We start from the raw sequence: 25,848 nt of genomic DNA, 5'->3' as shown, positions 1-25,848 counted from the left end.
ATCTTACTTTACGGCCCCAAGGGTCAGACCCGCGATGAAGTGCTTCTGCATCAGAAAGAACATCGCGACAGGGGGAAGGGCGGCGACAATGGAACCCGCGCTCATCAGATGATAGGCAGCGCGGAACTGTGAATTGAACTCGGTAATCCCGGCGGTGACCGGTTGGGCGTCAGGCCCCTGGGTCAGCACGACCGCCCAGAAATAATCGTTCCAGATGAAGGTAAAGATCAGGACGGCGAGGGCAGCCAGCGCAGGCTTCATCAATGGCAGCACGACAAACAGGAAGATGCGCCATTCTGCGACCCCTTCAACCCGCGCGGCCTCGATCAGTGGGAAGGGCAGAGCGCGGATAAAGTTGCGCATGAAGAGGGTGCAGAACCCGGTTTGGAACGCGACGTGGAACAGGACCAGCCCCAGCTTCGTGTCATAAAGGTTCATGCTGACGGTCAGATCGCGCACAGGCACCATCAGGATCTGGAAGGGCACAAAGTTACCCGCAATGAAGATGAAAAAGATCAGAAGGTTACCCTTGAACTTGTAAACACCCAAGGCAAACCCGGCCATGCAAGACAGCGCCACCGCACCGATCACCGTGGGGATGGTGATCAGAAGCGAATTCATCAGATAGCGCGGCATGTTCGACTCAAAGAACACTTTGCCGTAGTTGTTGAACGCCTCGAAACTGCTGGGAATGCCCCAGTAATTGCCATTGGTGAAATCGGCGTCAGGCTTGATCGAGAAGAGGGCGACAGCCAAGAGCGGCAGCAGCCACACGATCAGGGCAACAGGCAGGAACGCCTGATAGGTGATCTGCGCGGAGCGGGGGCGTTTTTCAATCGGTGTCGGAAACATCAGCGGGCTCCCTTTTCATCTTGGTACATGGACCACAGGAAGTAGACGATAAAGCCCAGCATGATGAAGAACAGGACAACGGCAATCGCCGCCCCGTATCCCATGCGGAACCCGAATTCGGATAGCGATTCCTCGAACATGTAGAATGACAGAACCCGTGTGGACCCGAACGGCCCGCCATTGGTCATCACGCTGATAAGATCGAAGGACCGCAACGCGCCGATGATCGTCACCACGAAGGCAATGAACGTGGCAGGTTTCAGCTGCGGCAGAATTACGTACCACAGCATCTTGCGGCCCTTGGCGCCGTCAAGACGCGCGGCCTCTACCTGTTCGGGGTCAACGGCATTCAGGCCGGTCAGATACAGGATCATGCAATAGGCCGTCTGCGGCCAAAGGCCAGCGGCGATAATGCCATAGGTGGCGGTGTTCGGATTGCCCAGAACACCACCGCGAATGTCGACACCAAAGAAGCCAGTGATCACGTCGAACAGGCCATCGTTTGGCAGGTAGAACCAAGAGAAAACCAGACCGACGACAACCTGAGAAATCACGAAAGGAAAGAAGAACAGCGACTTGTAAAGTCGGATGCCCGTGACCGTCTGGTTCAGGAACAGGGCAATAAACAGACCCGCCGGGATCGCCAGCAGATACAGGATCAGCCAGCGCAGGTTGTTCCAGAACGACACCTCGAACTTGCGGTCGATATTCTGATCACCAATCCCCAGCAGACGTTCATAATTCGCCGTGCCAACCCATGTCTTTTCACCCAGCCCGTCCCAATCATGAAGGGAAATCCAGAACGACTGACCGATGGGTATGATGACGTAGACCGCAAAAAACAGCATTGCGGGCAGCAGGAATAGCCACGGCGTGATGGCAATCTCGTTGCGTTTGTACCAGCTGCGTTGTGGCTGCATGGCATCCGTACTGGGAACGGCCGGTGATACCGACATGGCGTCTCTCCTGATGGGTCAACACATGCGAAAAGCCAGCGGGCCTTGCGGATGGGTTGAGAAGAAAAGGGCGGGCCGCGTTGGCCCGCCCCAAATCGTGATTACTGATAGATGCGCTGACGGGTCTCTTCCAGACGCTCAAGGATGTCGTCCAGATTGTCGGGGAACACCATGAACTCCTGCAGGCCTTCCATGCCGACCGATGCCATTTCAGCGTCAAAGTCGCGGTCAAAGAACTGCATGATACCGCCACCAGCATTGTTCGACAGCATGTCAAAACCCTGCTCGAGGAATTTGTCCGCGTCGATGGATGAATTCGCATTCACCGGCAGCTGACCCAAGGCGTCACCGCCATTGATCTTGGTCTGGACGTCGGCAGATGTAACGAACCGCAGGAATTCCTTGGCTGCATCCATGTTCTGCGCACCGGATGCGATGTGGAACGTGTCCGTTGGCGCATCTTCGGCATAATCGACATCAGCGTTGATGACGGGGAACTGGTAGAAATCCAGTTGATCGTCAGTCAGACCGCCATCACGCATCGCCGCCACAGCAAAGTTACCCATCAGGTAAGCAGCGGCGTCGCCATTCAGCATGAATGGCAAGGCTTCCTGCCAGCTGAAGTTCTGGTGATCGTCGATAAAGGCGCCCATGTCGATCAGCTGACGCCAGTTGGCGAATGTCTGGCGCACGCGGTCATCGGTCCATGGCACTTCACCACGGGCCAGTTCCATGTGGAAATCATAGCCGTTGGTGCGGCTGTTGATGTAGTCGAACCAGCCGCCCGCGGTCCACAGGAACTTGGTGCCGATGGTGTAGCACTTCACGCCATTGTCGAGCAGGGTCTGGCAGTTGGCCATCTCTTCTTCCCAGGTTGTCGGCTCTGACAGGCCGTACTGGTCGAAGATGTCTTTGCGATAATAGACGCCCCACTGGTAGTAGGTGTAAGGTACACCCCACTGCTTGTCGTCCAGGGTCATCGCACCTTTGGTGGATGCCAGCGCCTCGAACTCAGGCTCGGCCCACAGGTCAGAGATATCGGCGAACAGACCGGCATCCACATAAGGACGCATCCGGTTGGCGGCATACCAGTTCACCACGTCTGGCGGGTTGGCACCCAGCGCATTGCGGATCTGGGTTTTCCAGGCTTCGCGGTCAACGATGGTCAGTTCGACATTCAGGTCGGGGTGCAGCGCGCCGAAATCGGCAACCATGCCCTCCATCACCGCACGCGGGGCCGGATTGGACATGTCAGAGATAATGCGCAGATCGCCTGACAGCGATGCGTGTGCATCGGCAAAGGCGGCAGTCGCCGACACGCCAGCAGCAACGAACGCCGCAAGCGACGTCTTTAGAATGGAATGCATGGTATCCTCCCTAGGTGCTTCCATAGTGTTACCCTGTCTCATTATTTGAAACTTGGTTTTGGATATTGATACTAAACCGCGACTCGGCTAGCCTTGTCAACAGTCCAAGGCTGCACCGGAGAGGAGAACGGTGTCAAAGGCCGCAAAGGACGGGGAGGGATCATGGGACATGTGACCGGTGACGGCACAGTCGGCAAGGCACTACATGTGCTGGATCAGGTGGCGGCCTTCGGTCGGCCAGTCCGGTTTGCCGAATTGCTGGCCCAGTCTGACTATCCCAAACCCACGCTTTACCGGTTCGTGCAGACGCTCACAAACCAGCAGATGCTGGCCTATGACCCGGACCGGCAGACCTATGCACCGGGCATCCGGCTGGTACGTCTGGCCCATGCGGCCTGGGAACAATCGACGCTTGCACCGATCGCGCGGCCCCATATCGACGCGCTCAGCGCAGCGGTCGGCGAAACGGTGCATCTGGCCCAGCTTGACAATGCGCAGGTGCTTTATGTCGATAAACGCAATGCGGGCAAGCCGGTGCAAATGTATAGCCAGGCAGGCAAGGTCGGCCCGGCCTATTGCACAGGTGTAGGCAAGGTGATGCTGGCCTTTACCGACACCGACAGCATGGACCGGATCATCGCGCAGCAAAGCTTTCACAAATTCACCGGGCACACGCTGACAGATGCAGAGGCCCTGCGCGAAGAACTCGCCGATATCCGCAGCAACGGCTATGGCTTTGACCGCGAAGAACACGAACCGGGGATCATCTGCATCGCCATGCCGATCCTGTCAGAAGGGGGCCGGGTGCTAGGGGCCTTGTCCGTCACGAGCACCACAGGACGCACCAATCTGGCCGGGCTCGAAGGCTATGTGCCGATTTTGAAAGAGACTGCCGAAAAGATCGCAAGGGACGCCCAGAACTGGAGCTTCCCGGACTATGAAACAAAAGAAGCAACGGGGATTTAGACCATGTCAGGTGTTACGCTGAACAAAGTGATCAAGCGCTACGGCGATGTGCAGGTCATCCACGGGATTGATCTGGAAATCAATGACGGCGAATTCTGCGTCTTCGTGGGCCCGTCGGGCTGCGGGAAATCCACGCTCTTGCGGATGGTGGCGGGGTTGGAGGAAACCACCGAAGGCCAGATCAATATCGGCACCCGCGACGTGACCCGGATGGATCCGTCCGAACGTGGTGTCGCGATGGTGTTCCAGACCTACGCGCTTTACCCGCATATGACGGTCAAGGACAACATGGGCTTCGGGTTGAAGATGAACGGTCACCCCAAACCCGAGATCGACAAGAAAGTGGCCGAGGCCACCCGTATTCTGAAACTGGAACAATTTCTGGACCGCAAACCATCGGCCCTGTCCGGTGGTCAGCGCCAGCGGGTGTCCATCGGGCGGGCGATTGTGCGCGGGCCGGAGGTGTTCCTTTTCGATGAACCGCTCTCGAACCTTGACGCGGAACTGCGGGTGGAAATGCGTGTCGAAATCGCCCGCCTGCACAAGGAAATCGGGGCGACGATGATCTACGTCACCCATGATCAGGTCGAGGCGATGACGTTGGCCGACAAGATCGTGGTGCTGCGCCTTGGCAAAATCGAACAGGTGGGCGCGCCGATGGATCTCTATCGTGATCCCGACAACAAATTTGTGGCTGGCTTTATCGGGTCACCTGCGATGAACTTTGTGAACGGCGTCGCCAATGGCGGCAGCGTCAGCGCGCCGGGCCTTGGCGCCAGCTTTGATGGTTTGATCAGCACCGCCTATGACGGCAAAGCGGTCAGTGTCGGTGCCCGGCCGGAACATATCCTGATTGATCCCGCAGGCGACACCCACACGGTCGAGCTGACAGAAAGCCTGGGCGGCGTGTCATTCGCCTATCTGACCAGCGACACCGGCGAGCGTGTGATCGTCGAGGAACGGGGCGATGACCGCTCCGCCGAAGGGGCGAAAGTGGGTATTCACATCGATCCCAAGCGCATCTATCTGTTCGACGCAGAAACAGAGGCGCGCATTCGCAGCTAGGGCACCAGAATTTTCGAAAATTCTGGACAAAATTCTTACCAAGAATTTTGGCACAGGCCGCACCGGCGCGCACCAGGGGGAGGTGCCGGTGACATTGCACGTTGACGATATTCGTGCCGCTTACGAGGCGATCCAATCCGCCACCATCCGCACGCCCACCGTTCCCGCCACCCGGCTGTCGCACCATCTAGGCATCGACCTTTATCTCAAGCTGGAAAACCTGCAGCACACCAACGCGTTCAAGGCGCGCGGTGCGCTGGCCAAGCTGCTGACCCTGTCCGAAGACGCGCGCAAACATGGCGTCATCGCCTGCAGCGCGGGCAACCACGCCCAAGGCGTTGCCTTCCACGCCACGCAACTGGGTATTCCGTCCACCATCGTGATGCCCGAAGGCACGCCCTTCAACAAAATCCAGCGTACCAGCGATCTGGGGGCTGAGGTGGTTATCTATGGGGCGGGCTTTGACGACAGCGTGCAGTTCACGCTTGATCTGGCGGCAGAGCGGGGGATGACCTTTATCCACCCCTTTGACGACCCTGTTGTGGCCGCCGGGCAGGGCACCGTCGCGCTTGAGATGCTCGAACAGCAACCCGATCTGGATTGCATCGTCGTGCCCATTGGCGGTGGCGGGCTGATCGCAGGGATCGCCGTGGCCGCCAAGACCATCAGACCCGACATCGAAATCATCGGCGCGCAGGCCCATGTCTTTGACGCGGCCAAGGCCCATTTCGACGACACCAGCCCCAATTTCGCCGGGTCCACGCTGGCCGAGGGTATCGCCGTACGCAAGCCCAGCCCTGCCAATCTGGACGTTATCCGCAAGCTGGTCGACCGGGTGGACAGCGCAACTGAGCCGGAAATCGAACAGGCGGTATTCGATCTGTTATCCTACGAAAAGCTTGTCGCCGAAGGGGCCGCAGGGGCCGGTCTGGCCGTCATCAAGAAACATCTCGACCATTTTGCGGGCAAGAAAGTGGGGCTGGTCGTCTGCGGCGGCAATATCGACTCCCGATTGCTGTCGACCCTGATCGTGCGGGGCCTGATGCGCGACGGGCGGATCACCCGGCTGGTGTTCGAGATTGACGATACGCCCGGGCAACTCTCCAAGATATCAACGATCATCGGGGATGCGGGGGCGAATGTCATCGAGGTGATCCACCAGCGGATGATGCAAAGCGTTTCGCTGAAACAGGCCGAACTGGAAATCGTGATCGAAGCCCGCGATCAGACCCATGTGGACAGTATTTTGGCCGTTCTGCGCGACGCTGGGCTGAAGGTGCGGGTGCCGCAGGATTTGTAGAGGAAGACGCACTTCGGGCTTTCTGTCATCACCTGAAGATGGAAGAGCGCCGGCTTACCGGCGCTCTCTGAAAGTAGTGGTCCCGTCGACTGCCATCGTAACGGCCGGATTTCAGGCAGCATCGTTTGTACCGCTTGCCTGACCCACATGGGCAGGGATCCTTGCGACCCAGCTTCTCTTGAAGTTCCACGTCGCCCTCGCACCATACGCTGGCCCGTCTTCACACGTGTCTCGGACGGGAACGATCTGCGGCGCTTAGACGTGACCTCGAAAGGAGGGGCGATCTTCGGGTTTGATACGTTTTGCCATGATAACCTCCATCAATACATGTTTGGAACGGCTGACCTAGCGCGTCGCAATCGCAAATGCGACATCTTTCTTTGCAGGCATTCTAGCGCTTCCCGTAATACAGCCCCACCACATGTTCGGCCTGCGCAAAGAACAGCCAGCGCAAGGTCAGAACCCCCGCGATATGGGCCAGCACGGCCAGCGCCGCAAAGACATGCGAAAACGGCAGCAGCAGCAAAACCACCGGCAGCACGAAGGCCAGTCCAATCGTGATGATCCGCAACTGATCGGCATGTTTGCGGCCCACCACATGAATGAACTCGCGCATCAGGTAATTGGTGCCAGTATGCGGTGGTTCAAACGCGCGGACCTTGCCGATATGGCCCAACCCGGTCGCGGTTGCCATCGTCGTACCCGCTTCGGCAAATCGCCGGTCGCCCGTGCCCCACGCGAATAACTGCAAAATGCCCCCGATGATCAGCAGAACCGCAGCGATGCGGACCTGCCCTGCCAGCAGGGCACCACCACCAAGCGACAACAGCAGATACATCGCCGGGGTGGTCCAGTGCCGCCAGCGCGGCACGGTTTTCATCTGGGCATAGATCATCGACGTTGTGAACACGACGCCCAGCGATGCCAACCCGCCGATGATACCGACTAACCCGAGCCGGGTGCCCGCAAAAACCAGCCCCGCCCCATAGATCGCCATCACGATCAGGGCAAAGACCGCGCAGACACCCTCTCGGCTCAGCCAGCTTGTTTTCCACTGGCTGAACGCCTTGATGGCCCGTTCGGGATGGCCCAGGTGAAAAGTGGATGCGATCAACCCGCCAACGGCAAAGAGATAGGCAATGGTAAACCAGATAAACGCGCCCCAACCCGTCGGGACCAGCACACCCATGCCAAGCCAGAACAACAGACCGAACCCAAGACCCGAAAACGTATTGAAAATGATAACTGATGCTGCAGGATGCATTACTTCGCGCCTCCGGGTAGGGCGGACAGTGCCTTGTCCAGCCAATGGGCAAAGCCCGCGCCGTCCTGTGCCACTGGCTCCAGATAGGGCGCCAGAATGTCGATTTCGGACTCCACATCCTTGGGCCGTGGCGGCAGGTATTTGTTGACGGGTTTCGTGCCTTGTTCTGGCATCAGGTCAAACCCGCCCCGTTCCGCGACAAGCTGTGACACATCACTGTCTGGGTCGCCCAGATCGCCGAAATGCCGGGCCCCGGCAGGGCAGGTGCGCACGCAGGCAGGCTGGCGGTCTTCCTCGGGCAGGTTTTCGTTATAAATCCGGTCTACGCAAAGGGTGCATTTCTTCATCACGCCTTCCTTGGCGTCCAGCTCCCGCGCGCCATAAGGGCAGGCCCAGGCGCACAGACCACATCCGATACAGTCACTTTCATTGACCAGCACGATGCCGTCCTCGGCCCGCTTGTAACTGGCCCCGGTCGGGCACACAGTGACGCAAGGGGCATCCTCGCAATGCAGGCAGGATTTGGGGAAATGGATCAGCTGTGCGGTACCCTGTTCCGGCTGCACCTCATAGGAATGCACCCGGTTCAGAAACGTACCCGACGCGGCCCCGGAATAGGCGTTCTGGTCGGACAGTGGCGCACCGTAATTCTCGGTGTTCCAGCCTTTGCAGGACACCACACAGGCATGGCAGCCCACGCAGGTGTCCAGATCAATCACAAGGCCCAGCTTCTTGGCGGAGGGCGGGGGGAGTTGGGTCATACGATGGCCCTTTCAATCGTTATGGGGGCATTCTGGCCCAGCGGTTCTTCGGCAGCGGCGTCCCATGTGGCGATGAACCAGATGAAGCTGCCGACGGTCAGGGTGACGAACGCGGCAATGATCATGAGAACCTGACGGTTGTTCATGCTACTCCCTCCAGACGGGCGACCAGAATTTTCGAAAATTCTGGACAATTTTCTTCGAAGAAAATTGGCACACTCATTCCCCCACCTTCCACTCTAACTCGCTCGGCCCCTTGCCCACCGGCGACCTGATCGCGGGCATCGCCGGTTGCGCCTCGTTAGGCACCGCGGATTTCTCGATCTTCACGCGCAAATCGAACCACGCCGCCTGACCTGTGATCGGGTCGGAATTGGCCCATCGCAGCCCGTCCCCCTTGGGTGGCAGCAATTCATGGATCAGGTGGTTCAGCAGAAACCCCTTTGTCGCCTCGCTCGCGTCCTCACCCAGCGCCCAGGCGCCCTTGCGCTTGCCGATGGCGTTCCATGTCCAGACGGTGTTTTCGTTCAGCGACGCCTGATGCGCCACCGGCACCACGATGGACCCGTGGGCGGATGTCACCTTGGCCCAATCACCGTCAGCAAACCCGTTCGCCTCCCACACCTTTGTCGGGACATAAAGCGGGTTGTGCCCGTGGATCTGGCGCAGCCAGGCGTTCTGGGTGCCCCAGGAATGATACATCGCCATGGGCCGTTGGGTCAGGGCGTGGATCGGGTATTCCACCGGGTCCACATGGCCATCCTCGAAGGGCGGATACCAGATCGGCAGCGGGTCCATCGTGACCTTGATACGGCCACGCAAATGCTCTGGCGGCTGGCGGGTGCCGATCCCTTCGGCGGCGGCCTGAAACTTGCGCAGGGGTTCGACGTAAAGCTGAAAGATATAGGGCTGTTCTACATCGTAGAACCCCATCTTCACCGCCCAGTCCTGATAATCCTTGCTGAACGGTTTGTAATAGGCGGCGTTTTCGGGAACATGCTCGATCCAGAACCCGCCATTGTCGATATAGGCCTGCAACTGGTCGGGGTTCACATCGCCACGGCCTTTGCCATCACCATCAGCACCACGGAAACCCGCCAGCGGCCCGATCCCGGGGCGGCGGATATGATTGGTGATGTAATCGGCATAATCGGCGTATTTCAGGCTGCCATCGTCATTGACAAATCCTGGCAGGCCCAGCCGCCCACCCAGATCGCACAGGACCGACTGGAACCCGCGCACATCGCGGTCCGGCTCTACCACCGGCCACCGGATCGCATCGGCCACGCCATCCGCCTCGCAAATCGGGCGGTCCAGCAGCGAAATGCAATCATGCCGCTCCAGATAGGTCGTGTCGGGCAGGATCAGGTCGGCATAGGCCACCATTTCCGACGAATAGGCGTCTGAATAGATGATGTGCGGAATGACATATTCGCCATCCTCGCCCTTATCCGTCAGCATCTTCATCACACCGCCGACATTCATCGACGAATTCCAAGACATGTTCGCCATATACATGAACAGCGTGTCGATCTTGTAAGGATCGCCCGCATGGGCGTTCGAGATCACCATATGCATCAGCCCATGGGCAGACATGGGGTTTTCCCAGCTATACGCCTTGTCGATGCGCGTCGGCTTGCCATCCGCGTCGATCAGCAAATCCTCCGGCCCATGGGTATAACCCAGATGCGGACCGTCCAGCGCCGCACCCGGTGTGACCTTGCCATGTGGCTTCGGATGCGCCGTCGCAGGCTTGGGGTAGGGCGGCTTGAACCGCATGCCGCCCGGCACCTCGACGGACCCGAGGATGATCTGCAGCACATGCAGCGCGCGGCAGGTCTGAAACCCGTTGGAATGCGCCGAGATCCCGCGCATCGCGTGGAACGACACTGGACGCCCCACCATCTTTTCGTGTTTCTTGCCCCGGAAATCCGTCCATTCACGGTCCAGCTCAATCGCCTCGTCAAAGGCGACGCGGGCCAGATCAGCCGCAATCGCGCGAATACGTTTCGCCGAAATACCGCAGCTATCCGCGACAGCCTCTGGCGCGTATTCATCCGACAAATACCGATCCGCCATCAGGTGAAACACCGGGCGGTGGGTCACACCTTTGGCGCGGTGTGTGGCCGCCAGATCAGGCTCCACCCCTTGTCCGTTCCACGGGGCCAGCGCTCCGGTACGCCGGTCGATGACCTGCGGCTGACCATCGGCATCGCGCAAAAACAGGCCGAACTGATCCGATTTGGGGTCTTCGTTCACCAGTACCGACGCGTTGGTGAACCGCGCCAGATAATCCAGATCAACCTTACCCGCCTTCATCAGGCAATGGATCAGCGCCAGGATGAACTGACCATCGGTTCCCGGCGTGATTCCGACCCAGTCATCGGCCACAGCATTATAGCCGGTCCTGATCGGGTTCACCCCGATCATCCGCGCCCCACGCGCCTTGATCTTGCCAATGCCCATCTTGATCGGGTTGCTGTCATGGTCCTCGGCCACGCCGAACAGCATGAACAGCTTGGTATGGTCCCAATCCGGCTGGCCAAATTCCCAGAACGCACCGCCCATCGTGTAGATGCCAGCGGCGGCCATGTTCACCGAACAGAACCCCCCATGGGCGGCATAGTTCGGGGTGCCAAACCCCTGTGCCCAGAAGGATGTGAAAGATTGCGACTGATCGCGACCCGTGAAGAACGCCAGCTTCTCGGGGGCTTCGGCGCGGATGGGCGCCAGCCAATCCGTCGCAATCGTCAGCGCCTCTTCCCAGGAAATCTCCTCGAACTCGCCCGACCCGCGCGGGCCGACCCGTTTCAACGGGGCCCGCAGCCGCGACGGCGCGTTGTGCTGCATGATCCCCGCGCTGCCTTTGGCACACAGCACACCCCGGTTCACCGGATGATCCTTGTTGCCCTCGATATAGGCGACCTTGCCACCCTTCATATGCACATTGATCCCGCAGCGGCAGGCGCACATGTAGCAGGTTGTCTTGCGCACCTCGTCCGAGACCTTGGGTGATGTATCCAGTTGCGGCTGATCAAGGGACATGGGGCAAACCTTTCAAGCGAATTGTGTGCGGACAAGGGCCGCACCTGCCAGCGCGCACAAAAGCGACAGGCAGAAGGGGCGATAATAGGTGGCGAAGCGGGGGGTGAACAGCCATTGACCGATAAACACACCTGCGGCGGTTGGTAGTGCAAAGGCGAGACCACGCCAGACGGCCTGCATATCCATGACATCAGCGAGCACGTAATAGATCAGTGATGTGAACATGCTGATGAACAAAAACAGCACCAGCGCCGCGCGCATCTTGGCCGCCGTAGCATCCTGCGACAGCACATAAAGCGCCACAACCATGCCACCGACATGGGCGACCCCGGTCACGATCCCGGCCACAAGGCCCGACAGGTAAAGGCCTGCGCGCGTCGCCAGAAATGCCAGCCTGATCTTGGCCAATTGAGTCACGGCCAGTACGATGATGACCAGCAGCACGATCAGCTTGGATGTCTCCACTGGCAGCGATGTCAGCAAGGCCAGACCAATCGGCACACCGACCGCGGAGCCGATGACAAGACCCATCACAATGCCCCTGTCCGCCTCCCGCCAGCCGGACCGCGCCATCATCAGTGACGCGACCATCTCCAGACACCAGCAGATCGGGATCAGCTGGATCGGGGGCAGGATCAGAACACCTGTCGCCATCACCATCGCCGACAGGGCAAAGCCCGAAAACCCGCGCACGATGCCCGCGACCACCACGATCACCGTCAGGATCACAAACTCCTGTCCGGTCAGATCGGTGAGGGTCAGCAAGGCATCCATCCGTTAGCGCCCCTCGGCCATCAGGGCCAGCGCATCGCGGGCGATCTGTTTCTCTTCGTCGGCTTCAATGACATGCACCGGCACGTCGCCAAACAGCGACAGATGCTGCATGATCCTATCGCGGACAGGGGCGGCATTCTCACCAATCCCCCCGGTAAATGCGACAGCATCCAAGCCGCCCATCGCGACAATGGCCGATCCGGCATGGCGGGCGGCCCAATAGCAGAAATGCTCGACCGCGAATTTGGCGGCATCGTCCTCGCGCTCCAGCAGATGTTTCATGTTCCAATCACCCGCCAGCGCCCGCAGACCGGAGTTGTTGTTGAGCATGCGGTCGGTCTCATCCTCGCCCAACGATTTTGACATCCGCAGCACCGCTGCCCCGTCAATATCACCGGCGCGCGTTCCCATCGTCAGACCCGATAGCGGCGAATACCCCATTGAGGTCGCGATGGATTTGCCGTGATGAATGGCGCAGAGGCTGGTGCCGTTGCCCAAATGGAATGCGAGCAGACGCTCGGGCAATGCATCGCCGAAATCGGAGACCATATTGTCGTAGCTCAACCCGTGAAACCCGTACCGCCGTATGCCCGCATCATGATGCGTCTGCGGAATGGCGTAGCGTACCGCAACCGCCGGGTTAGTGGCATGAAACGCGGTGCCGAAGCTGCAGTATTGCGGCATGTCGGGTGCAGTTTTCTGCAGCGCGTAGATGCCAGCGAGGTTATTGGGGTTATGCAGCGGGGCCAGCGGAATGACGCTTTCAATCGCGGCAATCGCTGTCGGCGTCAGACGGGCCGGCTGAGTCAAGATCGTGCCACCATGGACCACACGATGCGCGGCTGTCTTAAACGCGGTCAGCGGATATCCCGCGGCGGCCAGTGCGTTTAGCATCAGATCAAGTGCCTCGGCGTGATCGCGGGTTTCGACCTCTTTTACGTCATCGCCCATCCGCAGTTGCCCGGATGTGCCAAGGTTGGTCACCCGTCCCTTGATGATGCTGTTTAGTTCCTCGTCGAAGACCTTGATTTTCAATGAGGATGAGCCGGCGTTTAGAACTAGGATCATTTCGCCAACCCGCATTTGATCGATGCCAAAGCCGCCGAAGCAATTCGCGCCGCCGGAGGATCGGCCCGTGAGGTCAACAGAATGGGCACCTTCGCTCCCGTGACGACCCCAGCCGCACAACCCCCAGTCAGATAGACGAAGGCTTTGAAGAGCGCGTTGCCCGAGACGATATCCGGCACGATGATCGCATCGGCTTGCCCCGCCACCGGATCAGCGGTCAGTTTCTTGGTCGCCACCGCCCTGGGCGACATGATCAGATCGAACGCCAGAGGGCCCGATACATCTACACCATCCACATTCTCTCGCGCCCACCCCGCCAGCGCCTGCCCGTCCATCGAAGACGGCACCGACGGAATTGCGCTCTCTGTCGCTGACAGGATCGCGATCTTCGGGCGGTCATTGCCCAACCGGTTCAGCAGATCCTTGACCTCGACAATCGACGACTGGCGCGTCGCCAGATCGGGGGCCACGTTCACGGCGGCATCCGAAATCAGGATCGGACGACCGCCATCCGGATGGGTGATATGAAAGATATGCACAAACCGCTGGCCAGTACGCAGGCCCGCATCACGGGACACGGCGGCCTTCATGAATACATCCGTGTGCAACTGCCCCTTCATCAGAACATCGGCCTCACCCGCACCACACAGGGCGGCGGCAACGCGGCCTGCCTCTTCCTCACCCGTCGTGTCGTGCAGCGCATAACCCGCGATATCCCAGCCCAGCTTGTCCGCCTCGGCGCGGATCATATCCGCCTCGCCCACAAAAACCGGAACCATGATACCGGCCTTTGTCGCGTCCTCTGCGGCCTCCATCGGCAAGGGCGCCCCGGCGCGTGCGATGGCCACCCGTGGCGCACCAAATCGCTTGGCCCGGTCGATCAGGTCTTGCGGGGCCTGTGCCTCGCGGGTGGAAAGAAACGGTGATGTCATGTCAGATCCCTATCATGGCGCGCAGCAGTCCAAGCACGGACAGCGTCAACAGCAACATCACCGCAAATCGCCGGAATGTGGAGGGGGAAGCAGCCAGAAACTGACGCCCGCCCAGCCAGACACCCAGACCCAGCAGCGGAAAGGCCAGACCAACGCCCAACGCGGTTTCCCATGTGACCAATCCACCGGCCCAAAGAAGAGGCATGGTGATCAGGTCGAGGCCCGTCAGGTAAACGATCATCGTGGCGCGAAACCGGGAGGCTTCCATCGGTTGGGCCGCCATGAATGCGGCGACCGGCAGCCCGCCGATCCCTGCGCTGTTGCAAAGGCCCGACACCATGCCGACGCCAATATGACCGGGGCTGCGGATGGTGCGCTGCAACGTCCAGCCCGAGAGCAGGACCAAGGACATCACCAGAACGATCAGCGATACGGCCAGCCGTACCGTTCCTTCGCCCAGCGACAGGATGAACCAGACCGACGCGGGCAAAACCACCGCCGCCCCCGCCAGCAACGCAAACACCCGCCGCCAGTCCACAGCCCCTTGAATGCCGCGGGCCTGAAAGACTGTCATGAGCATTTCGCATGAAAACACCACCGGTATCAGCGGGAGCGGGTTGGTCAGCAAAGCCGCGAAGGCAATGAAGATCGCCGAAAACCCGAAACCCGAATAGCCCCGGACGAACGCGGCCCCCAGCAGTGCAATAGCCAGGGCCGCCGTCGTGCCGGGGCCAAGATCGAATGGCACCGATTACTCGGCCGCCATATCCGCTTTGTCGATGCCAGCAACACGCACAGGTTTCTTCATGGCATCACGGCGGAACGGCTCGCCCAGTTCCTGGTTCAGGATAACCTCGATCAGCGTGGTCTTGTTGTTCTCCATCTGATCCCTGATCGCCTGTTTCAGCATGTGAGTCAGTTCATCCATCGTCTTGGCCTGCACCCCGATTAGGCCACAGGCCTGCGCGATGCCCGCATAAGACACTTTCATGTCCAACTCGGTGCCGACGAAATTGTCATCGAACCACAGGGTCGAATTGCGCTTTTCCGCGCCCCACTGATAGTTGCGGAACACGATCTGTGTGATGGCAGGCCATTCATCGCGGCCAATGGCGGTCAGCTCGTTCACCGCAATCCCAAATGCACCGTCACCGGCAAAACCGATCACCGGCACATCGGGGCAGCCGATCTTGGCACCAACGATGGACGGCAGACCATAACCACAAGGGCCGAACAGGCCGGGGGCCAGATATTTGCGACCCGTCGGGAAGGACGGATAAGCGTTCCCGATCGCGCAGTTATTCCCGATATCGGAGGAAATGATCGCGTTCTCCGGCATTGCCGCCTGAATGGCACGCCATGCCTGACGGGGTGACATCCAGTCCGGGCGGGCGGCACGCGCACGCTCGTTCCATGTGGTGCCGGGATCGTCATCTTCGTGATCCAGCGATGACAGCTCCTGCGCCCAGGCCGATTTCGTCTGCGCGATCATCGCCTTGCGCTCATCGCGGCCTGCATCGCCTGCAGTATCGGCCAGTGCAGCGGTGATCCCCTTGGCCACCTTCGCCGCGTCCCCCACGATACCCACCGTGACCTTCTTGGTCAGACCGATCCGGTCAGGGTTGATATCGACCTGAATGACCTTTGCATCCTTGGGCCAGTAATCAATGCCATAGCCGGGCAGGGTCGAAAACGGGTTCAACCGGGTGCCAAGCGCCAGCACGACATCGGCCTTGCTGATCAGCTCCATGCCTGCCTTTGAGCCATTATAGCCCAATGGCCCTGCAAACAGCGGGTGGTTGCCGGGGAACGCGTCATTATGCTGGTAGCCCACGCAAACAGGGGCGTCCAACTGCTCGGCCAGAACCTTTGATGCCTCAATACCGCCCTCGGCCAGCACCACACCGGCACCGTTCAGGATCACGGGGAACTTGGCGTTCGACAGCAGTTCGGCCGCCTTGGCAATCGACGTCTCGCCACCGGGGCTGACCTCGAACATCACCGGCTCGGGGATTTCGATATCAATGACCTGGGTCCAGAAGTCACGCGGAATGTTGATCTGGGCGGGGCCGGACAAACGATGTGCCTTGGCAATCACGCGGGCCAGCACCTCACAGATGCGGGACGGGTCGCGGACCTCTTCCTGATAGGCCACACAATCGGCGAACAGGTTCATCTGCTCCATTTCCTGGAAACCACCCTGACCGATGGTCTTGTTGGCGGCCTGCGGGGTGACCAGCAGGCAAGGGGTGTGGTTCCAGTAGGCGGTTTTCACGGCAGTGACGAAGTTGGTTATGCCGGGGCCGTTCTGGGCGATCATCATCGACATCTCACCGGTCGCACGGGTGTAGCCATCAGCCATCATGCCGGCAGAGCCTTCATGGGCGCAGTCCCAGAACGTGATGCCGGCGGCGGGGAAGATATCCGAAATCGGCATCATGGCCGATCCGATGATGCCAAAGGCGTGGCGGATGCCGTGGGCCTGCAGCGTTTTGACGAATGCTTCTTCGGTGGTCATCTTCATTGGAATGGTCCCTTCCCCGTGGATCGGTCAATGACGGTGCCAAATGCCCCGTTTTGCTGAGCGGACACTAGGTTTTCCCACAGAGTCGCGTTAGGTCCAACCGGTGATGGCCATTAAGTCCAGAGCGATTTTTTTTGAGAATATAGGTCTCAATAATCATCAATTTCGAATGGCGTGGGCAATCCTGGCAATACCCTCGGGGATACGCCCTGTATCAATCGATGAATAGGCCAGCCGGAAGTATGCGCGCGGTGGGTCTTCGCCTGCAAAGAACGGCGCACCGGGTTCGATCAACACGCCATCGGCGCGCAATCTTTCGGCCAGCAGCGTCGTATCCACCCCATCCGGGGCGCGCAGCCAGACCGATGATCCGCCATAGGTGCCTTGCCCGGCGACGGTCAGATCATGCGCCTTCAGCGCCTCGTCCAGTACCTTGCGGCGCTCGTGATAGGCGCGGCTCATCCGGCGGACCAGCGCGTCGTAATGGCCCAGCGACAGGTAATAGCTCACCGTGCGCTGGATATGACCCGGCGGATGGCGCAGCACCGTCGCGCGCAGCGCGCGGGCCTCGCGGATGAACGGGGCAGGACCAACCAGGTAGCCCAGCCGCAACCCCGGAAACAGCGATTTGGAGAAGGACCCCACATAGATCACCCGCCCGTTCTGATCGAGCGATTTCAGCGACGGGGAGGGCGATTTCAGAAACGACATCTCGAATTCGTAATCATCCTCGACAATCACAAAATCCTCGGCCTCTGCCTTGTCGAGCAGCGCCTTGCGCCGGGCGATGGGCATGGTCGCCGTGGTCGGGCATTGGTGGCTGGGGGTGGTAAACACCACATCCGTGCCTTCTGGCAACGCATCGGGCGGTAATCCGTCGGCATCCACTGGCACCGTGCTGAGTTGGCAGCGCGACTGCATTAGGATCGTGCGCAGGGCGGGATAACACGGGTCTTCGATCGCCGCCCGTCTGCGGCTGTTCAGCAGGACTTGTGCTGCGAGCCACAGCGCGTTCTGTGCGCCCATGGTCACCAGCACCTCATCACGGCTGGCCAGAATGCCGCGCCGGGGCAATGTCTGGCGGGTGATGAATTCGACCAGTTTCGGATCGTCACCATCGAAGTAATCCGATGTCAGCGCCACAAAATCCCGCATCCCCAGCGCCTGCAAAGCGCACAGGCGCCAGTTGGCGGAATCGAACAGGGTCTTGTCAGCCTGCCCATAGATGAACGGATAACGATAGCTGGCCCAATCGGCCGGCTTGTCCATGCTCAGGCCCGGCGTGAACTGCCGCCCAATGGCGCGGGTCCAGTCAACCGTGCCGGTACCAAAGCGTTGGGCGGGAAAGGCGGGGGGTTCGGGGGCGTTTTCGGATACGAAATAGCCCGACCGGCCCCGGGATGTCAGATAATCATCGGCCACCAGTTCGGTATAGGCCAGCGTGACTGTGATGCGGCTGACGCCGAGATGCTGCGCCATCTTGCGGGACGATGGCAGGCGTTCACCGGGGCGAAAACGGCCCTCCAGAATGCCCTGAGCAACCATCTGCTGGATGCGCGACTGCAACGTGCCTTCGGCGGCAGGATCAAGAAAAAAGGTCTCGACGGATATCGACATGGACTGGCCTTAGTGTTGGGCCACACTGGACGTATCGACACCAGAGAGCAAGCCTTTACAAGACAGTGCTTGTAAGATATGAACAAAGTTCATTATTCTAAAAATGCCGATGCCAAAACGATTTCTCATCTGCGCACTACTCGGTCTTTCGGGCTGCACACCCGGTCTGCAGACATATACTGCCATGCCGACTGCCACGTCCTTTGCCGAGGCAGCACCCGGTTTTCAAGGCATGCTGCCGGTCAACGTCAATACCCAGATCAGAGGGCCAGAGGTCTGGGACACCATTGCGGGGCGTGGCCTGGTCGAGGGCGCGGAGTGCGTCGCGCAGACCAGCGCATTCCGGCTGACCTTCACGACGCCCGCCAGTATAACAGTGCCGGATTACGGGCGGGCCTCTCCCCCCATTCAGGTGATCTGCAGGCGCGGCGATCTGGCCGGGCAGACGCAGATCGTTCCACAGGAGGTCTCCCATCAGGTTCGCAACCTTGATGCACTGATCAAACCGCAGCCCCGCTGGATCAGGCCGCTGCTGGAACGTCATCGCACCGGTGGTCCACGGGTATGGACTTATCGGACGGTCGCGGTCGTCTTGCTCGACCCGGCCTGATGTCGACGTTAACCAACCCGTAAGATTCACAGCGCCAGAGGCGTCGGGATTAAGGTTCCCTTAACCCGCTGATGCGACCGATTGGGTCAGTGAAGTACGAATGGAAATCTCGTCATGTTGACAGACAGTATGGCCGACAGCCGCGCCGCTGCGGCGATGATGCCCACCGGGCCAACGGCCACCCAGATCAGGGACCGCGCGACCATTGCAGGCACCGAAGGGCCGCCACCAACCGCCACGACCCGCACCGACCGGGCCGATGCCGCGCGCGATGCGGATGCCCGGCCCATTACCCTTGATGCAGGTCCCAGCAGCCGCGGCCCCGAGATTGCGCGCAGCGTGGTCGAAAACCGCATGCTGCCACTTCCCGATACCGACGCCCCGCAGCAGGCCGCCCCGCGCGATGACATCGCGGCGCAAGCGGATCAGCGCCAAACCGATCTGGCGAAAGCCGCCTTTGCCGCCACGCAGGACATCATCCGCCAGACGCAGGATGACCGGGCGGCCACCATGCGGATCGCCATGTAACGGCAAATCTTCGGCATCTGCGACGGAAAGCCGGGGCTGACACGTATCAACCTCATGCACCGGTCGGAGATCGCCATGAGACTATCTGCCTACGCCTTTATCCTGATCGCAGGCGCGCTCAGCCTTGCGACCTTTCTGACATCCCAAACCCTGCACGCCGACGGACCGCCAGCAACCTGTTCGGCCCCTGAAGTGACTATCGCAAAGTCGGTCTGCGTTTCGCCTGTGCCCCAGCCCTAACCCCGCGACTGTGCGAGCGCTGCGGCCAATGCCGCGCCATCCGGTCCGGCACTGCGCAATCCGGCTTCGGTTCCGATCTGATCGGCATCTGATTTATGCTGGTTGATTTTCCAGCTGCCCTCCAGCCGGTCAATGACCAGACGCAAGCCGACAATGCCGCGTGACAGGGACCCGATAAAGCGGTCCGGCGCATCGCTGACGTGCCAGGGGGCATCGCGGTCGCGCTCGTTGGCATCTGTCAGGGCGTTCAAATGCTGCTGCAGCCAATCGTCATCCTGACAGGTTTCCAGCGTGCCATGGGCATGGACCGCGATATAGGCCCATGTGGGCACGACCTTTCCATGCTCTTGCTTTGATGGATACCAGGATGGCGACACATAGGATTGCGGGCCTTGAAAGATCGCCGCATTCACCCCGACCGGTTCTGCCCGCCAATGCGGATTGGCCCGGGCAACATGGGTTTCCAGCACGATCTGGTCGGCCAGATGCCGGACGACCATCGGCACATGCGTAATCACCAGCCCGTCCGCCGATGGGGTGACAAGGGCGGCAAGCTGAATATCCGCCATGGCCCGCGCCAATACATCGGGGCGGTCTTCGGCGAAGGCAGCGGGTTTGTACATCAGCAATCCTTTCCAGCGTGCAAACGCGGCGCCCGCTACATTTATCCGGGGGCACCGTACGGTGGGGTCCGACGTTTTGCCGACGCAAATCCGACGCGATGCCGACTGCAAAAATCGACGCTGATTTGCCCATTAACCTTTGCTTCGCAGGGGTTTCGTCAAAACGCCCCTGCGCGAGCAAAAGGTTAACCCAAAACCCGCCCAATCGCCTGATCAACCGCATCGGTGACCTGATCCAGATCGTCCTTGGTCGCAATCAGCGGCGGGGCGAAAAGCAGCGTGTTGTTGAACCCCGGCAGCGACCGATTGGTGGCCCCGATGATGATACCTTGCGCCATGCAATCGGCCACAATCGCCGCCACCTGCTTTTCCGGAACAGGCTCCTTGGTGTCGCGGTCCAGCACCAGTTCGGCGCCTGCAAACAGGCCCATGCCGCGTACATCGCCGATCCATTTATGCTTTTCCATCAAGGCATTGAGGTTGCCCTTCAAATGCTCGCCCATCCGGGTGGAATTGCCGCGCAGGTCTTCTTCCTCGATGATCTTCATGTTTTCGATGGCCGCAGCGGGCCCCGCCGTGCAGCCGCCAAAGGTCGAGATATCGCGGAAATAGCTCAGGTGATCGGTGTCGTCCTTGAACTGTTCAAACACCGCATTTGTGGTCACGCAGCACGAAATCGCGGCATAGCCCGAGGCCACGCCCTTGGCCATGGTCACGATGTCAGGCTGAACGCCAAACTGTTGATATCCAAACCATGTTCCGGTCCGGCCCACGCCGCAGACAACCTCGTCAATATGCAGCAGGATGTCGTATTTCTTGCAGATCTCCTGCACCCGGTCCCAATAGCCCTTGGGCGGGACGATGATGCCGCCACCTGCGGTGATCGGCTCAAGGCACAGCGCGCCGACGGTATCGGGGCCCTCGCGCAGGATCACATCCTCGATCGCCTGGGCCGCTTTGACGCCATATTCCTCACCGGCCAGACCGTCCTGTGCGCGATATTCCAGGCAATGCGGCACCTGCACAAAGCCGGGGGTGAACGGACCGTACTGTGCGTTGCGTTCTTCCTGACCGCCGGCTGATAGGGATGTGATCGTCGTGCCGTGATAATCCCGCTCGCGATACAGGATCTTGTACTTCTTGCCGCCGTGATGCTTGTGGCTGATCTGGCGCACCATCTTGAACGCCTTCTCATTCGCCTCAGAGCCTGAGTTGGCATAGTAAACCCGGTCCAGCCCCGGCATCTTGTCGGTCAGCATTTCGGAAAACTGTGCGCCCGGAATAGTCCCAGCCATGCCACCGAAAAAGCACATCTTGGTCAGCTGGTCGGCCACGGCCTTGCTGATCCGCTCGCGGCCGTAGCCCACATTGACGGTCCAGACACCACCGGACACGGCATCGATATGCTCCTTGCCCTTGATGTCCCAGACGCGCAGGCCCTTGCCCTCGACGATGATGCGCGGATCGATCGTCTCGTAAGGCTTGTGCTGGGACAGGTGGTGCCACACATGGGCGCGGTCCGCCTCGACAACGTGTCCGGGATCGTTTGCGAATGATTGCGTATCCATGTGGCTTCTCCAAAAGCATGTGGAAGGGCGGACAGTTCGAATCCGGTTCGCAAGCTGCCGCGTTCTGTTGCATTTTGCCTGCAGCGGGCGCCTTACCAATAGGGCCAGTTGGCGTGCATGCGTATAGCCAAAAGGGGGCGGGACTGGTTCGCTCAATCAACCAAATTACGGGATAAATATCTGAATTAAATATAAAAGACAGGAATTCAGCATCAATTTCACGTCACCTTTTCGGATTTTCCGAAGGTTTCTTATGATTGACGCGGGGTCGGGAATTACCTTCGCTCTCCGGTAACTTGTCGCGCATCGTCTTTGTTTTTGCGCCGACAGGGACGCGTCGGCCATTGTTTTGGCCATTGATCACGCTGAATGCGATGGGGGCTATGAAGCCAGCCAGAATCGTGGTCAGCTAACACCATAAAGGCGGGGAAACTCCGTCCACGAACCGGCCCAATACAAGGGTCAGCAACACGGGAGAAAACGAATGAAATTCACCAAAACACTGATGAGCGCAGTTGCAGGTGTCGCCCTGATGGCGGGTACCACACAAGCGTTTGCAGACGGCCATGAAGAGATCACGGTGGCGTACTTCCTCGAATGGCCGATGCCGTTCCAGTTCGCCAAGGTCAACGGGACATATGACGAGGCGATGGGCGTCAAGGTCAACTGGGTCAGCTTCGATGCAGGTACCGCGATGTCGGCTGCTATGGCATCGGGCGATGTGCAGATTTCCGTCAGCCAGGGTGTGCCGCCTTTCGTGGTTGCGGCCTCTGCCGGGCAGGATTTGCAGATCCTTGATGTTGCCGTGTCCTATGCCGAAAACGACAACTGCGTCGTGTCCTCCGGCCTTGAAATCGACAAGGACAGCGCGGACGAACTGGCAGGTAAGAAGGTTGCCGTGCCACTTGGTACAGCGGCCCATTATGGCTTCCTGCGGCAGATGGACCATTTCGGCGTTGATCTGGCCTCGCTCGAAGTTGTGGACATGGCCCCTGCCGAAGGTGCAGCGGCGCTGGCACAAGGCCAGGTCGATATGTCCTGCGGCTGGGGTGGCGCGCTGCGCCGGATGAAAGAGCATGGCAATGTGCTGCTGACCGGTGCAGAAAAAGAAGAGCTGGGCATTCTGGTCTTTGACGTGACATCGGCACCAGCATCCTTTGTCGCCGAAAATCCTGAACTGGTTGCCAAATTCCTGGAAGTGACTGCAGCCGCCAATGCCTCCTGGAATGACGGATCAGGCGTCGAAGAAATGCTCCCCGTGATCGCACAGGATGCCGGTATGGACGAGGACGCCACCCGCGAGACGATGGCAACATTCGTCTTCCCCAGCGTAGAAGACCAATTGTCAGAGCGTTGGCTTGGCGGTGCGGCACCTGCCTTTATGAAAGGCGTCGCAGACGTGTTTGTTGAGTCCGGTTCAATTGATGGCGCGCTGGACAGCTACACCGGCAACGTCAATACCGGTCCACTGGCCACGATCAGCGCACAATAAAGACCTTTTGACTGGCGCGGGCGCGGGCCTGCGCCAGTCATCCCATCTTGTTCCCGAAAATCCCTGCCAGCCGCCGCGCGGCGCGACGATAACGGCGCAGGTATTTTCCGGAACAACAAGGGACGGGATATGTCGGGACTTCAATTAGACAAGGTGTCCATGCGGTTCGATTTGCCGAATGGATCATCCGTACAGGCTCTCAAAGATGTCTCGCTTGACCTCAAGGCGGGCGAGCTTTTGTCGGTGCTGGGACCATCGGGTTGCGGCAAGACGACATTGCTGAACATCGTGGCCGGGTTTCTGGCACCCACCGAAGGGCAGATCATCCTCAACGGTCACACAGTCACCGGCCCCGCGGCGGAGCGCGGCATGGTGTTCCAGCAGGGTGCCCTTTTCGAATGGATGAGCGTGCGTGAAAACGTGGGCTTTGGTCCTTCAATGAAAGGTATGCCGAAGGCCGAGAAAGCCAAGATTGTTGATCATCTGCTGGATGTCGTTGGCTTGCAAGATTTCAAAGAAAAGGCGGTTTATGAACTGTCTGGCGGGATGCAGCAACGCGTGGCCCTGGCCCGTTGTCTGGCCAATGAACCCGATGTGATCCTGATGGACGAACCGCTGGGCGCGCTTGACGCGCTGACCCGCGAAAAGATGCAAGGCCTGGTGCTGAAGCTGTGGAAGGAAACTGGCAAGACCATCATCCTGATCACCCACTCGGTCGAAGAGGCGCTGCTGCTGGGTGAGCGACTGATCGTGATGGCCCCGCGTCCTGGGCGGATCCACAAAGAATACCGCCTGCCATTTGCCGAAATGGGCGTTGGACAGGACCTGCGTGAGGTCAAGAAGCATCCGCAATTCGGTGAAACCCGCGAGGAAATTCTGGGCATGATCTGGGATATGGAAGAAGAAATCATGGGCCGGACGGAGACCGCATAATGGAACTTCTGGGAAATCTTGGTGCTGAACTCTGGGCTGTCCTGCAAACGCTTTTCGCCGCAGCGCCTTATATTATTGGCTATATCCTGCTGATCCTGCTGATGATGGTGATCTGGAGCGGGATCAAACGGCTCCTGACCCCGAAACACGACTATAGCTCATTGAAAACCGTGACCTTCGGAGACGAAAGCGCGGTGACGTCGAACACTGTCGCGTCGGTTGTTTCCGTTGTTCTGATTTTTGTGCTTTGGGGCGCATTCACCGGGTCGAAACTGCTTCCCGGTTTCCTGCATGTACCGGGGCCGTTTACAGGTGACGCGTCGTTTACCTACACGATCACAACCCCCGACGGGCAGACCGATGATGCGACTGTTGCGGTTATCGTGCATCCCGCCACGGTCGAAACCGCAGCACCCGAGATTGAGCCGGGGGATGGCATTGCCAAGAACGACAGCACGGCCATTGGCGCTTATCGCAGCCAGCTTTTGCGCGTTGACCGTAACGATGACATGGGCCGGGACGAGGAGACCTTTATCACCGCCGTCAATGGTGAACCGATTGCACCCGGCGACGAAGTCAGGGTCGATTTCGGCACCGTGGCCATGTCTGACAAGGGGACGCTGAACATCATCCCGGCAACCGGCATTCAGATGGAGCCGATCTGGCTGCCTGCGCCCGAAGCCGTCTGGGTCCGCATGACCGAGATCGCGACAGCCGGTTACCGCAACTCGACCCTGGCCGAACACCTGGGGTATTCGCTGTTCCGGGTTATCGTCGGTTTCTTGCTGGGGGCCTTGGTCGGCATTCCCTTGGGCTATGCGATGGGCCTGTCCAACTGGTTCCGCGGCTGGTTTGATCCGATCGTGGAATTCATGCGGCCGGTGCCACCACTCGCGCTGATCCCACTGGTGATCATCTGGGCGGGCATCGGTGAGGTCGGCAAGATCATCCTGCTGTTCCTGGCAGCACTTTGGATCATGGCGATTGCGGCGCGGTCCGGTGTGTCTGGGGTCCGCATTTCCAAGGTCCATGCGGCCTATTCGCTGGGCGCCTCCAAATGGCAGATCATGCGTCATGTGATCATCCCGAACTCGCTTCCCGAAATCTTCACCGGCGCCCGTGTCGCTATGGGGGTTTGCTGGGGTACGGTGGTGGCGGCAGAACTGGTCGCCGCCGAAAAGGGCGCGGGCATGATGATCATGGTGGCCTCGAAATTCCAAAGCACCGATATCGTGCTGATGGGGATTATCCTGATCGGGATCATCGGGTTCAGCATCGACATGCTGATGCGCTGGGCCGAACGGATTCTGGTGCCGTGGAAAGGCAAGGGCTAACGCCCAACTCTCAAAACAACGTCACGAGA

The 25,848-nt window shown here is 59.6% G+C and carries 25 protein-coding genes; 9 read left to right on the top strand and 16 right to left on the bottom strand.

Features of this window, described 5'->3' with window-relative positions; all coding sequences use genetic code 11:
• Positions 1 to 3 precede the first annotated feature (3 nt).
• The 3 genes from ACFWW2_RS05145 to ACFWW2_RS05135 all read right to left on the bottom strand — a co-directional run bounded on the left by ACFWW2_RS05145 (position 4) and on the right by ACFWW2_RS05135 (position 3,175).
• Entirely contained in the window at positions 4 to 852 is an 849-nt protein-coding gene (locus ACFWW2_RS05145) for a carbohydrate ABC transporter permease (protein WP_393926670.1), read from the bottom strand.
• Positions 852 to 1,808: a carbohydrate ABC transporter permease gene (locus ACFWW2_RS05140; protein ID WP_393926669.1), complete on the bottom strand. Its 957-nt coding sequence runs from the start codon at positions 1,806 to 1,808 to the stop codon at positions 852 to 854. Before ACFWW2_RS05140 ends, ACFWW2_RS05145 begins: the two co-directional genes overlap by 1 nt.
• Before the next feature lie 101 nt (positions 1,809 to 1,909).
• Entirely contained in the window at positions 1,910 to 3,175 is a 1,266-nt protein-coding gene (locus ACFWW2_RS05135; protein WP_393926668.1) for an ABC transporter substrate-binding protein, read from the bottom strand.
• 171 nt (positions 3,176 to 3,346) lie between these two features.
• Between ACFWW2_RS05135 and ACFWW2_RS05130 the strand changes: the two genes are divergently transcribed.
• From ACFWW2_RS05130 to ACFWW2_RS05120, 3 genes are all read left to right on the top strand, one after another.
• On the top strand, positions 3,347 to 4,141 hold the full coding sequence (locus ACFWW2_RS05130; protein ID WP_393926704.1) for an IclR family transcriptional regulator: 795 nt from the start codon (positions 3,347 to 3,349) through the stop codon (positions 4,139 to 4,141).
• Positions 4,142 to 4,144: 3 nt separating this feature from the next.
• Positions 4,145 to 5,206 (top strand): ABC transporter ATP-binding protein, encoded by a 1,062-nt coding sequence (locus ACFWW2_RS05125; protein WP_393926667.1) that lies wholly within the window; start codon positions 4,145 to 4,147, stop codon positions 5,204 to 5,206.
• An 88-nt stretch (positions 5,207 to 5,294) separates the two neighbouring features.
• The gene (locus ACFWW2_RS05120) at positions 5,295 to 6,506 is read left to right on the top strand and encodes a threonine ammonia-lyase (protein ID WP_393926666.1); all 1,212 of its coding nucleotides are present in this window, start codon (positions 5,295 to 5,297) and stop codon (positions 6,504 to 6,506) included.
• Positions 6,507 to 6,534: 28 nt separating this feature from the next.
• Here the strand turns inward: ACFWW2_RS05120 and ACFWW2_RS05115 are convergent, their stop codons facing one another.
• The 11 genes from ACFWW2_RS05115 to ACFWW2_RS05065 all read right to left on the bottom strand — a co-directional run bounded on the left by ACFWW2_RS05115 (position 6,535) and on the right by ACFWW2_RS05065 (position 18,491).
• Positions 6,535 to 6,696 (bottom strand): SEC-C metal-binding domain-containing protein, encoded by a 162-nt coding sequence (locus ACFWW2_RS05115; protein ID WP_393926664.1) that lies wholly within the window; start codon positions 6,694 to 6,696, stop codon positions 6,535 to 6,537.
• A gap of 201 nt (positions 6,697 to 6,897) precedes the next feature.
• Entirely contained in the window at positions 6,898 to 7,770 is an 873-nt protein-coding gene (locus ACFWW2_RS05110; protein WP_393926663.1) for a dimethyl sulfoxide reductase anchor subunit family protein, read from the bottom strand.
• On the bottom strand, positions 7,770 to 8,531 hold the full coding sequence (locus ACFWW2_RS05105) for a 4Fe-4S dicluster domain-containing protein (protein WP_393926662.1): 762 nt from the start codon (positions 8,529 to 8,531) through the stop codon (positions 7,770 to 7,772). The genes ACFWW2_RS05110 and ACFWW2_RS05105 overlap by 1 nt, the downstream gene beginning before the upstream one ends.
• Positions 8,528 to 8,677, bottom strand: coding sequence for a hypothetical protein (locus ACFWW2_RS05100; RefSeq protein ID WP_393926661.1), 150 nt, complete (start codon positions 8,675 to 8,677; stop codon positions 8,528 to 8,530). The genes ACFWW2_RS05105 and ACFWW2_RS05100 overlap by 4 nt, the downstream gene beginning before the upstream one ends.
• A 73-nt stretch (positions 8,678 to 8,750) precedes the next feature.
• On the bottom strand, positions 8,751 to 11,576 hold the full coding sequence (locus ACFWW2_RS05095; RefSeq protein WP_393926660.1) for a molybdopterin oxidoreductase family protein: 2,826 nt from the start codon (positions 11,574 to 11,576) through the stop codon (positions 8,751 to 8,753).
• Positions 11,577 to 11,588: 12 nt separating this feature from the next.
• A complete protein-coding gene (locus ACFWW2_RS05090) occupies positions 11,589 to 12,350 on the bottom strand; it encodes a TSUP family transporter (protein ID WP_393926659.1) in 762 nt (253 codons plus the stop codon).
• A gap of 3 nt (positions 12,351 to 12,353) precedes the next feature.
• The gene (locus tag ACFWW2_RS05085) at positions 12,354 to 13,418 is read right to left on the bottom strand and encodes an acetate/propionate family kinase (RefSeq protein ID WP_393926658.1); all 1,065 of its coding nucleotides are present in this window, start codon (positions 13,416 to 13,418) and stop codon (positions 12,354 to 12,356) included.
• Complete coding sequence (locus ACFWW2_RS05080) at positions 13,415 to 14,350, bottom strand: phosphate acyltransferase (RefSeq protein WP_393926657.1); 936 nt, start codon at positions 14,348 to 14,350, stop codon at positions 13,415 to 13,417. The genes ACFWW2_RS05085 and ACFWW2_RS05080 overlap by 4 nt, the downstream gene beginning before the upstream one ends.
• A 1-nt stretch (position 14,351) precedes the next feature.
• Positions 14,352 to 15,098, bottom strand: coding sequence for a sulfite exporter TauE/SafE family protein (locus ACFWW2_RS05075; protein ID WP_393926656.1), 747 nt, complete (start codon positions 15,096 to 15,098; stop codon positions 14,352 to 14,354).
• A 3-nt stretch (positions 15,099 to 15,101) separates the two neighbouring features.
• Positions 15,102 to 16,874 carry a sulfoacetaldehyde acetyltransferase gene (gene xsc, locus ACFWW2_RS05070; RefSeq protein WP_393926655.1) on the bottom strand — a complete coding sequence of 591 codons (1,773 nt, stop codon included), beginning with the start codon at positions 16,872 to 16,874 and terminating at the stop codon, positions 15,102 to 15,104.
• Positions 16,875 to 17,033: 159 nt separating this feature from the next.
• Positions 17,034 to 18,491, bottom strand: a complete 1,458-nt coding sequence (locus ACFWW2_RS05065; protein ID WP_393926654.1) for a PLP-dependent aminotransferase family protein — start codon at positions 18,489 to 18,491, stop codon at positions 17,034 to 17,036.
• A 109-nt stretch (positions 18,492 to 18,600) separates the two neighbouring features.
• On the opposite strand from ACFWW2_RS05065, the gene ACFWW2_RS05060 reads away from it, so the two are divergent.
• The 3 genes from ACFWW2_RS05060 to ACFWW2_RS05050 all read left to right on the top strand — a co-directional run bounded on the left by ACFWW2_RS05060 (position 18,601) and on the right by ACFWW2_RS05050 (position 19,869).
• Positions 18,601 to 19,101, top strand: a complete 501-nt coding sequence (locus ACFWW2_RS05060; protein ID WP_393926653.1) for a hypothetical protein — start codon at positions 18,601 to 18,603, stop codon at positions 19,099 to 19,101.
• Positions 19,102 to 19,215: 114 nt separating this feature from the next.
• Positions 19,216 to 19,629 (top strand): hypothetical protein, encoded by a 414-nt coding sequence (locus ACFWW2_RS05055; protein ID WP_393926652.1) that lies wholly within the window; start codon positions 19,216 to 19,218, stop codon positions 19,627 to 19,629.
• 75 nt (positions 19,630 to 19,704) lie between these two features.
• A complete protein-coding gene (locus tag ACFWW2_RS05050; protein ID WP_393926651.1) occupies positions 19,705 to 19,869 on the top strand; it encodes a hypothetical protein in 165 nt (54 codons plus the stop codon).
• On the opposite strand, the gene ACFWW2_RS05045 is transcribed toward ACFWW2_RS05050, so the two are convergent.
• Together ACFWW2_RS05045 and ACFWW2_RS05040 are read right to left on the bottom strand one after the other, a co-directional pair.
• Positions 19,866 to 20,492 carry an FMN-binding negative transcriptional regulator gene (locus ACFWW2_RS05045; RefSeq protein ID WP_393926650.1) on the bottom strand — a complete coding sequence of 209 codons (627 nt, stop codon included), beginning with the start codon at positions 20,490 to 20,492 and terminating at the stop codon, positions 19,866 to 19,868. The two genes, ACFWW2_RS05050 and ACFWW2_RS05045, sit on opposite strands and share 4 nt — an antisense overlap.
• A 185-nt stretch (positions 20,493 to 20,677) precedes the next feature.
• A complete protein-coding gene (locus ACFWW2_RS05040) occupies positions 20,678 to 22,060 on the bottom strand; it encodes an aspartate aminotransferase family protein (RefSeq protein WP_393926649.1) in 1,383 nt (460 codons plus the stop codon).
• 484 nt (positions 22,061 to 22,544) lie between these two features.
• On the opposite strand from ACFWW2_RS05040, the gene ACFWW2_RS05035 reads away from it, so the two are divergent.
• The 3 genes from ACFWW2_RS05035 (at position 22,545) to ACFWW2_RS05025 (ending at position 25,819) form a co-directional block, all read left to right on the top strand.
• A complete protein-coding gene (locus ACFWW2_RS05035) occupies positions 22,545 to 23,552 on the top strand; it encodes an ABC transporter substrate-binding protein (protein ID WP_393926648.1) in 1,008 nt (335 codons plus the stop codon).
• A 129-nt stretch (positions 23,553 to 23,681) separates the two neighbouring features.
• The gene (locus ACFWW2_RS05030) at positions 23,682 to 24,485 is read left to right on the top strand and encodes a taurine ABC transporter ATP-binding protein (RefSeq protein ID WP_393926647.1); all 804 of its coding nucleotides are present in this window, start codon (positions 23,682 to 23,684) and stop codon (positions 24,483 to 24,485) included.
• 101 nt (positions 24,486 to 24,586) lie between these two features.
• Positions 24,587 to 25,819, top strand: coding sequence for an ABC transporter permease subunit (locus tag ACFWW2_RS05025; protein ID WP_393926702.1), 1,233 nt, complete (start codon positions 24,587 to 24,589; stop codon positions 25,817 to 25,819).
• The last annotated feature ends 29 nt before the right edge of the window (positions 25,820 to 25,848 follow it).

Origin of the sequence: Yoonia sp. R2-816, from assembly GCF_046762905.1 — a bacterium.
Lineage (GTDB): Bacteria > Pseudomonadota > Alphaproteobacteria > Rhodobacterales > Rhodobacteraceae > Yoonia.
The sequence above is the reverse complement of the archived record's forward strand: the minus strand, read 5'-3'. Positions and strand labels throughout refer to the sequence as shown.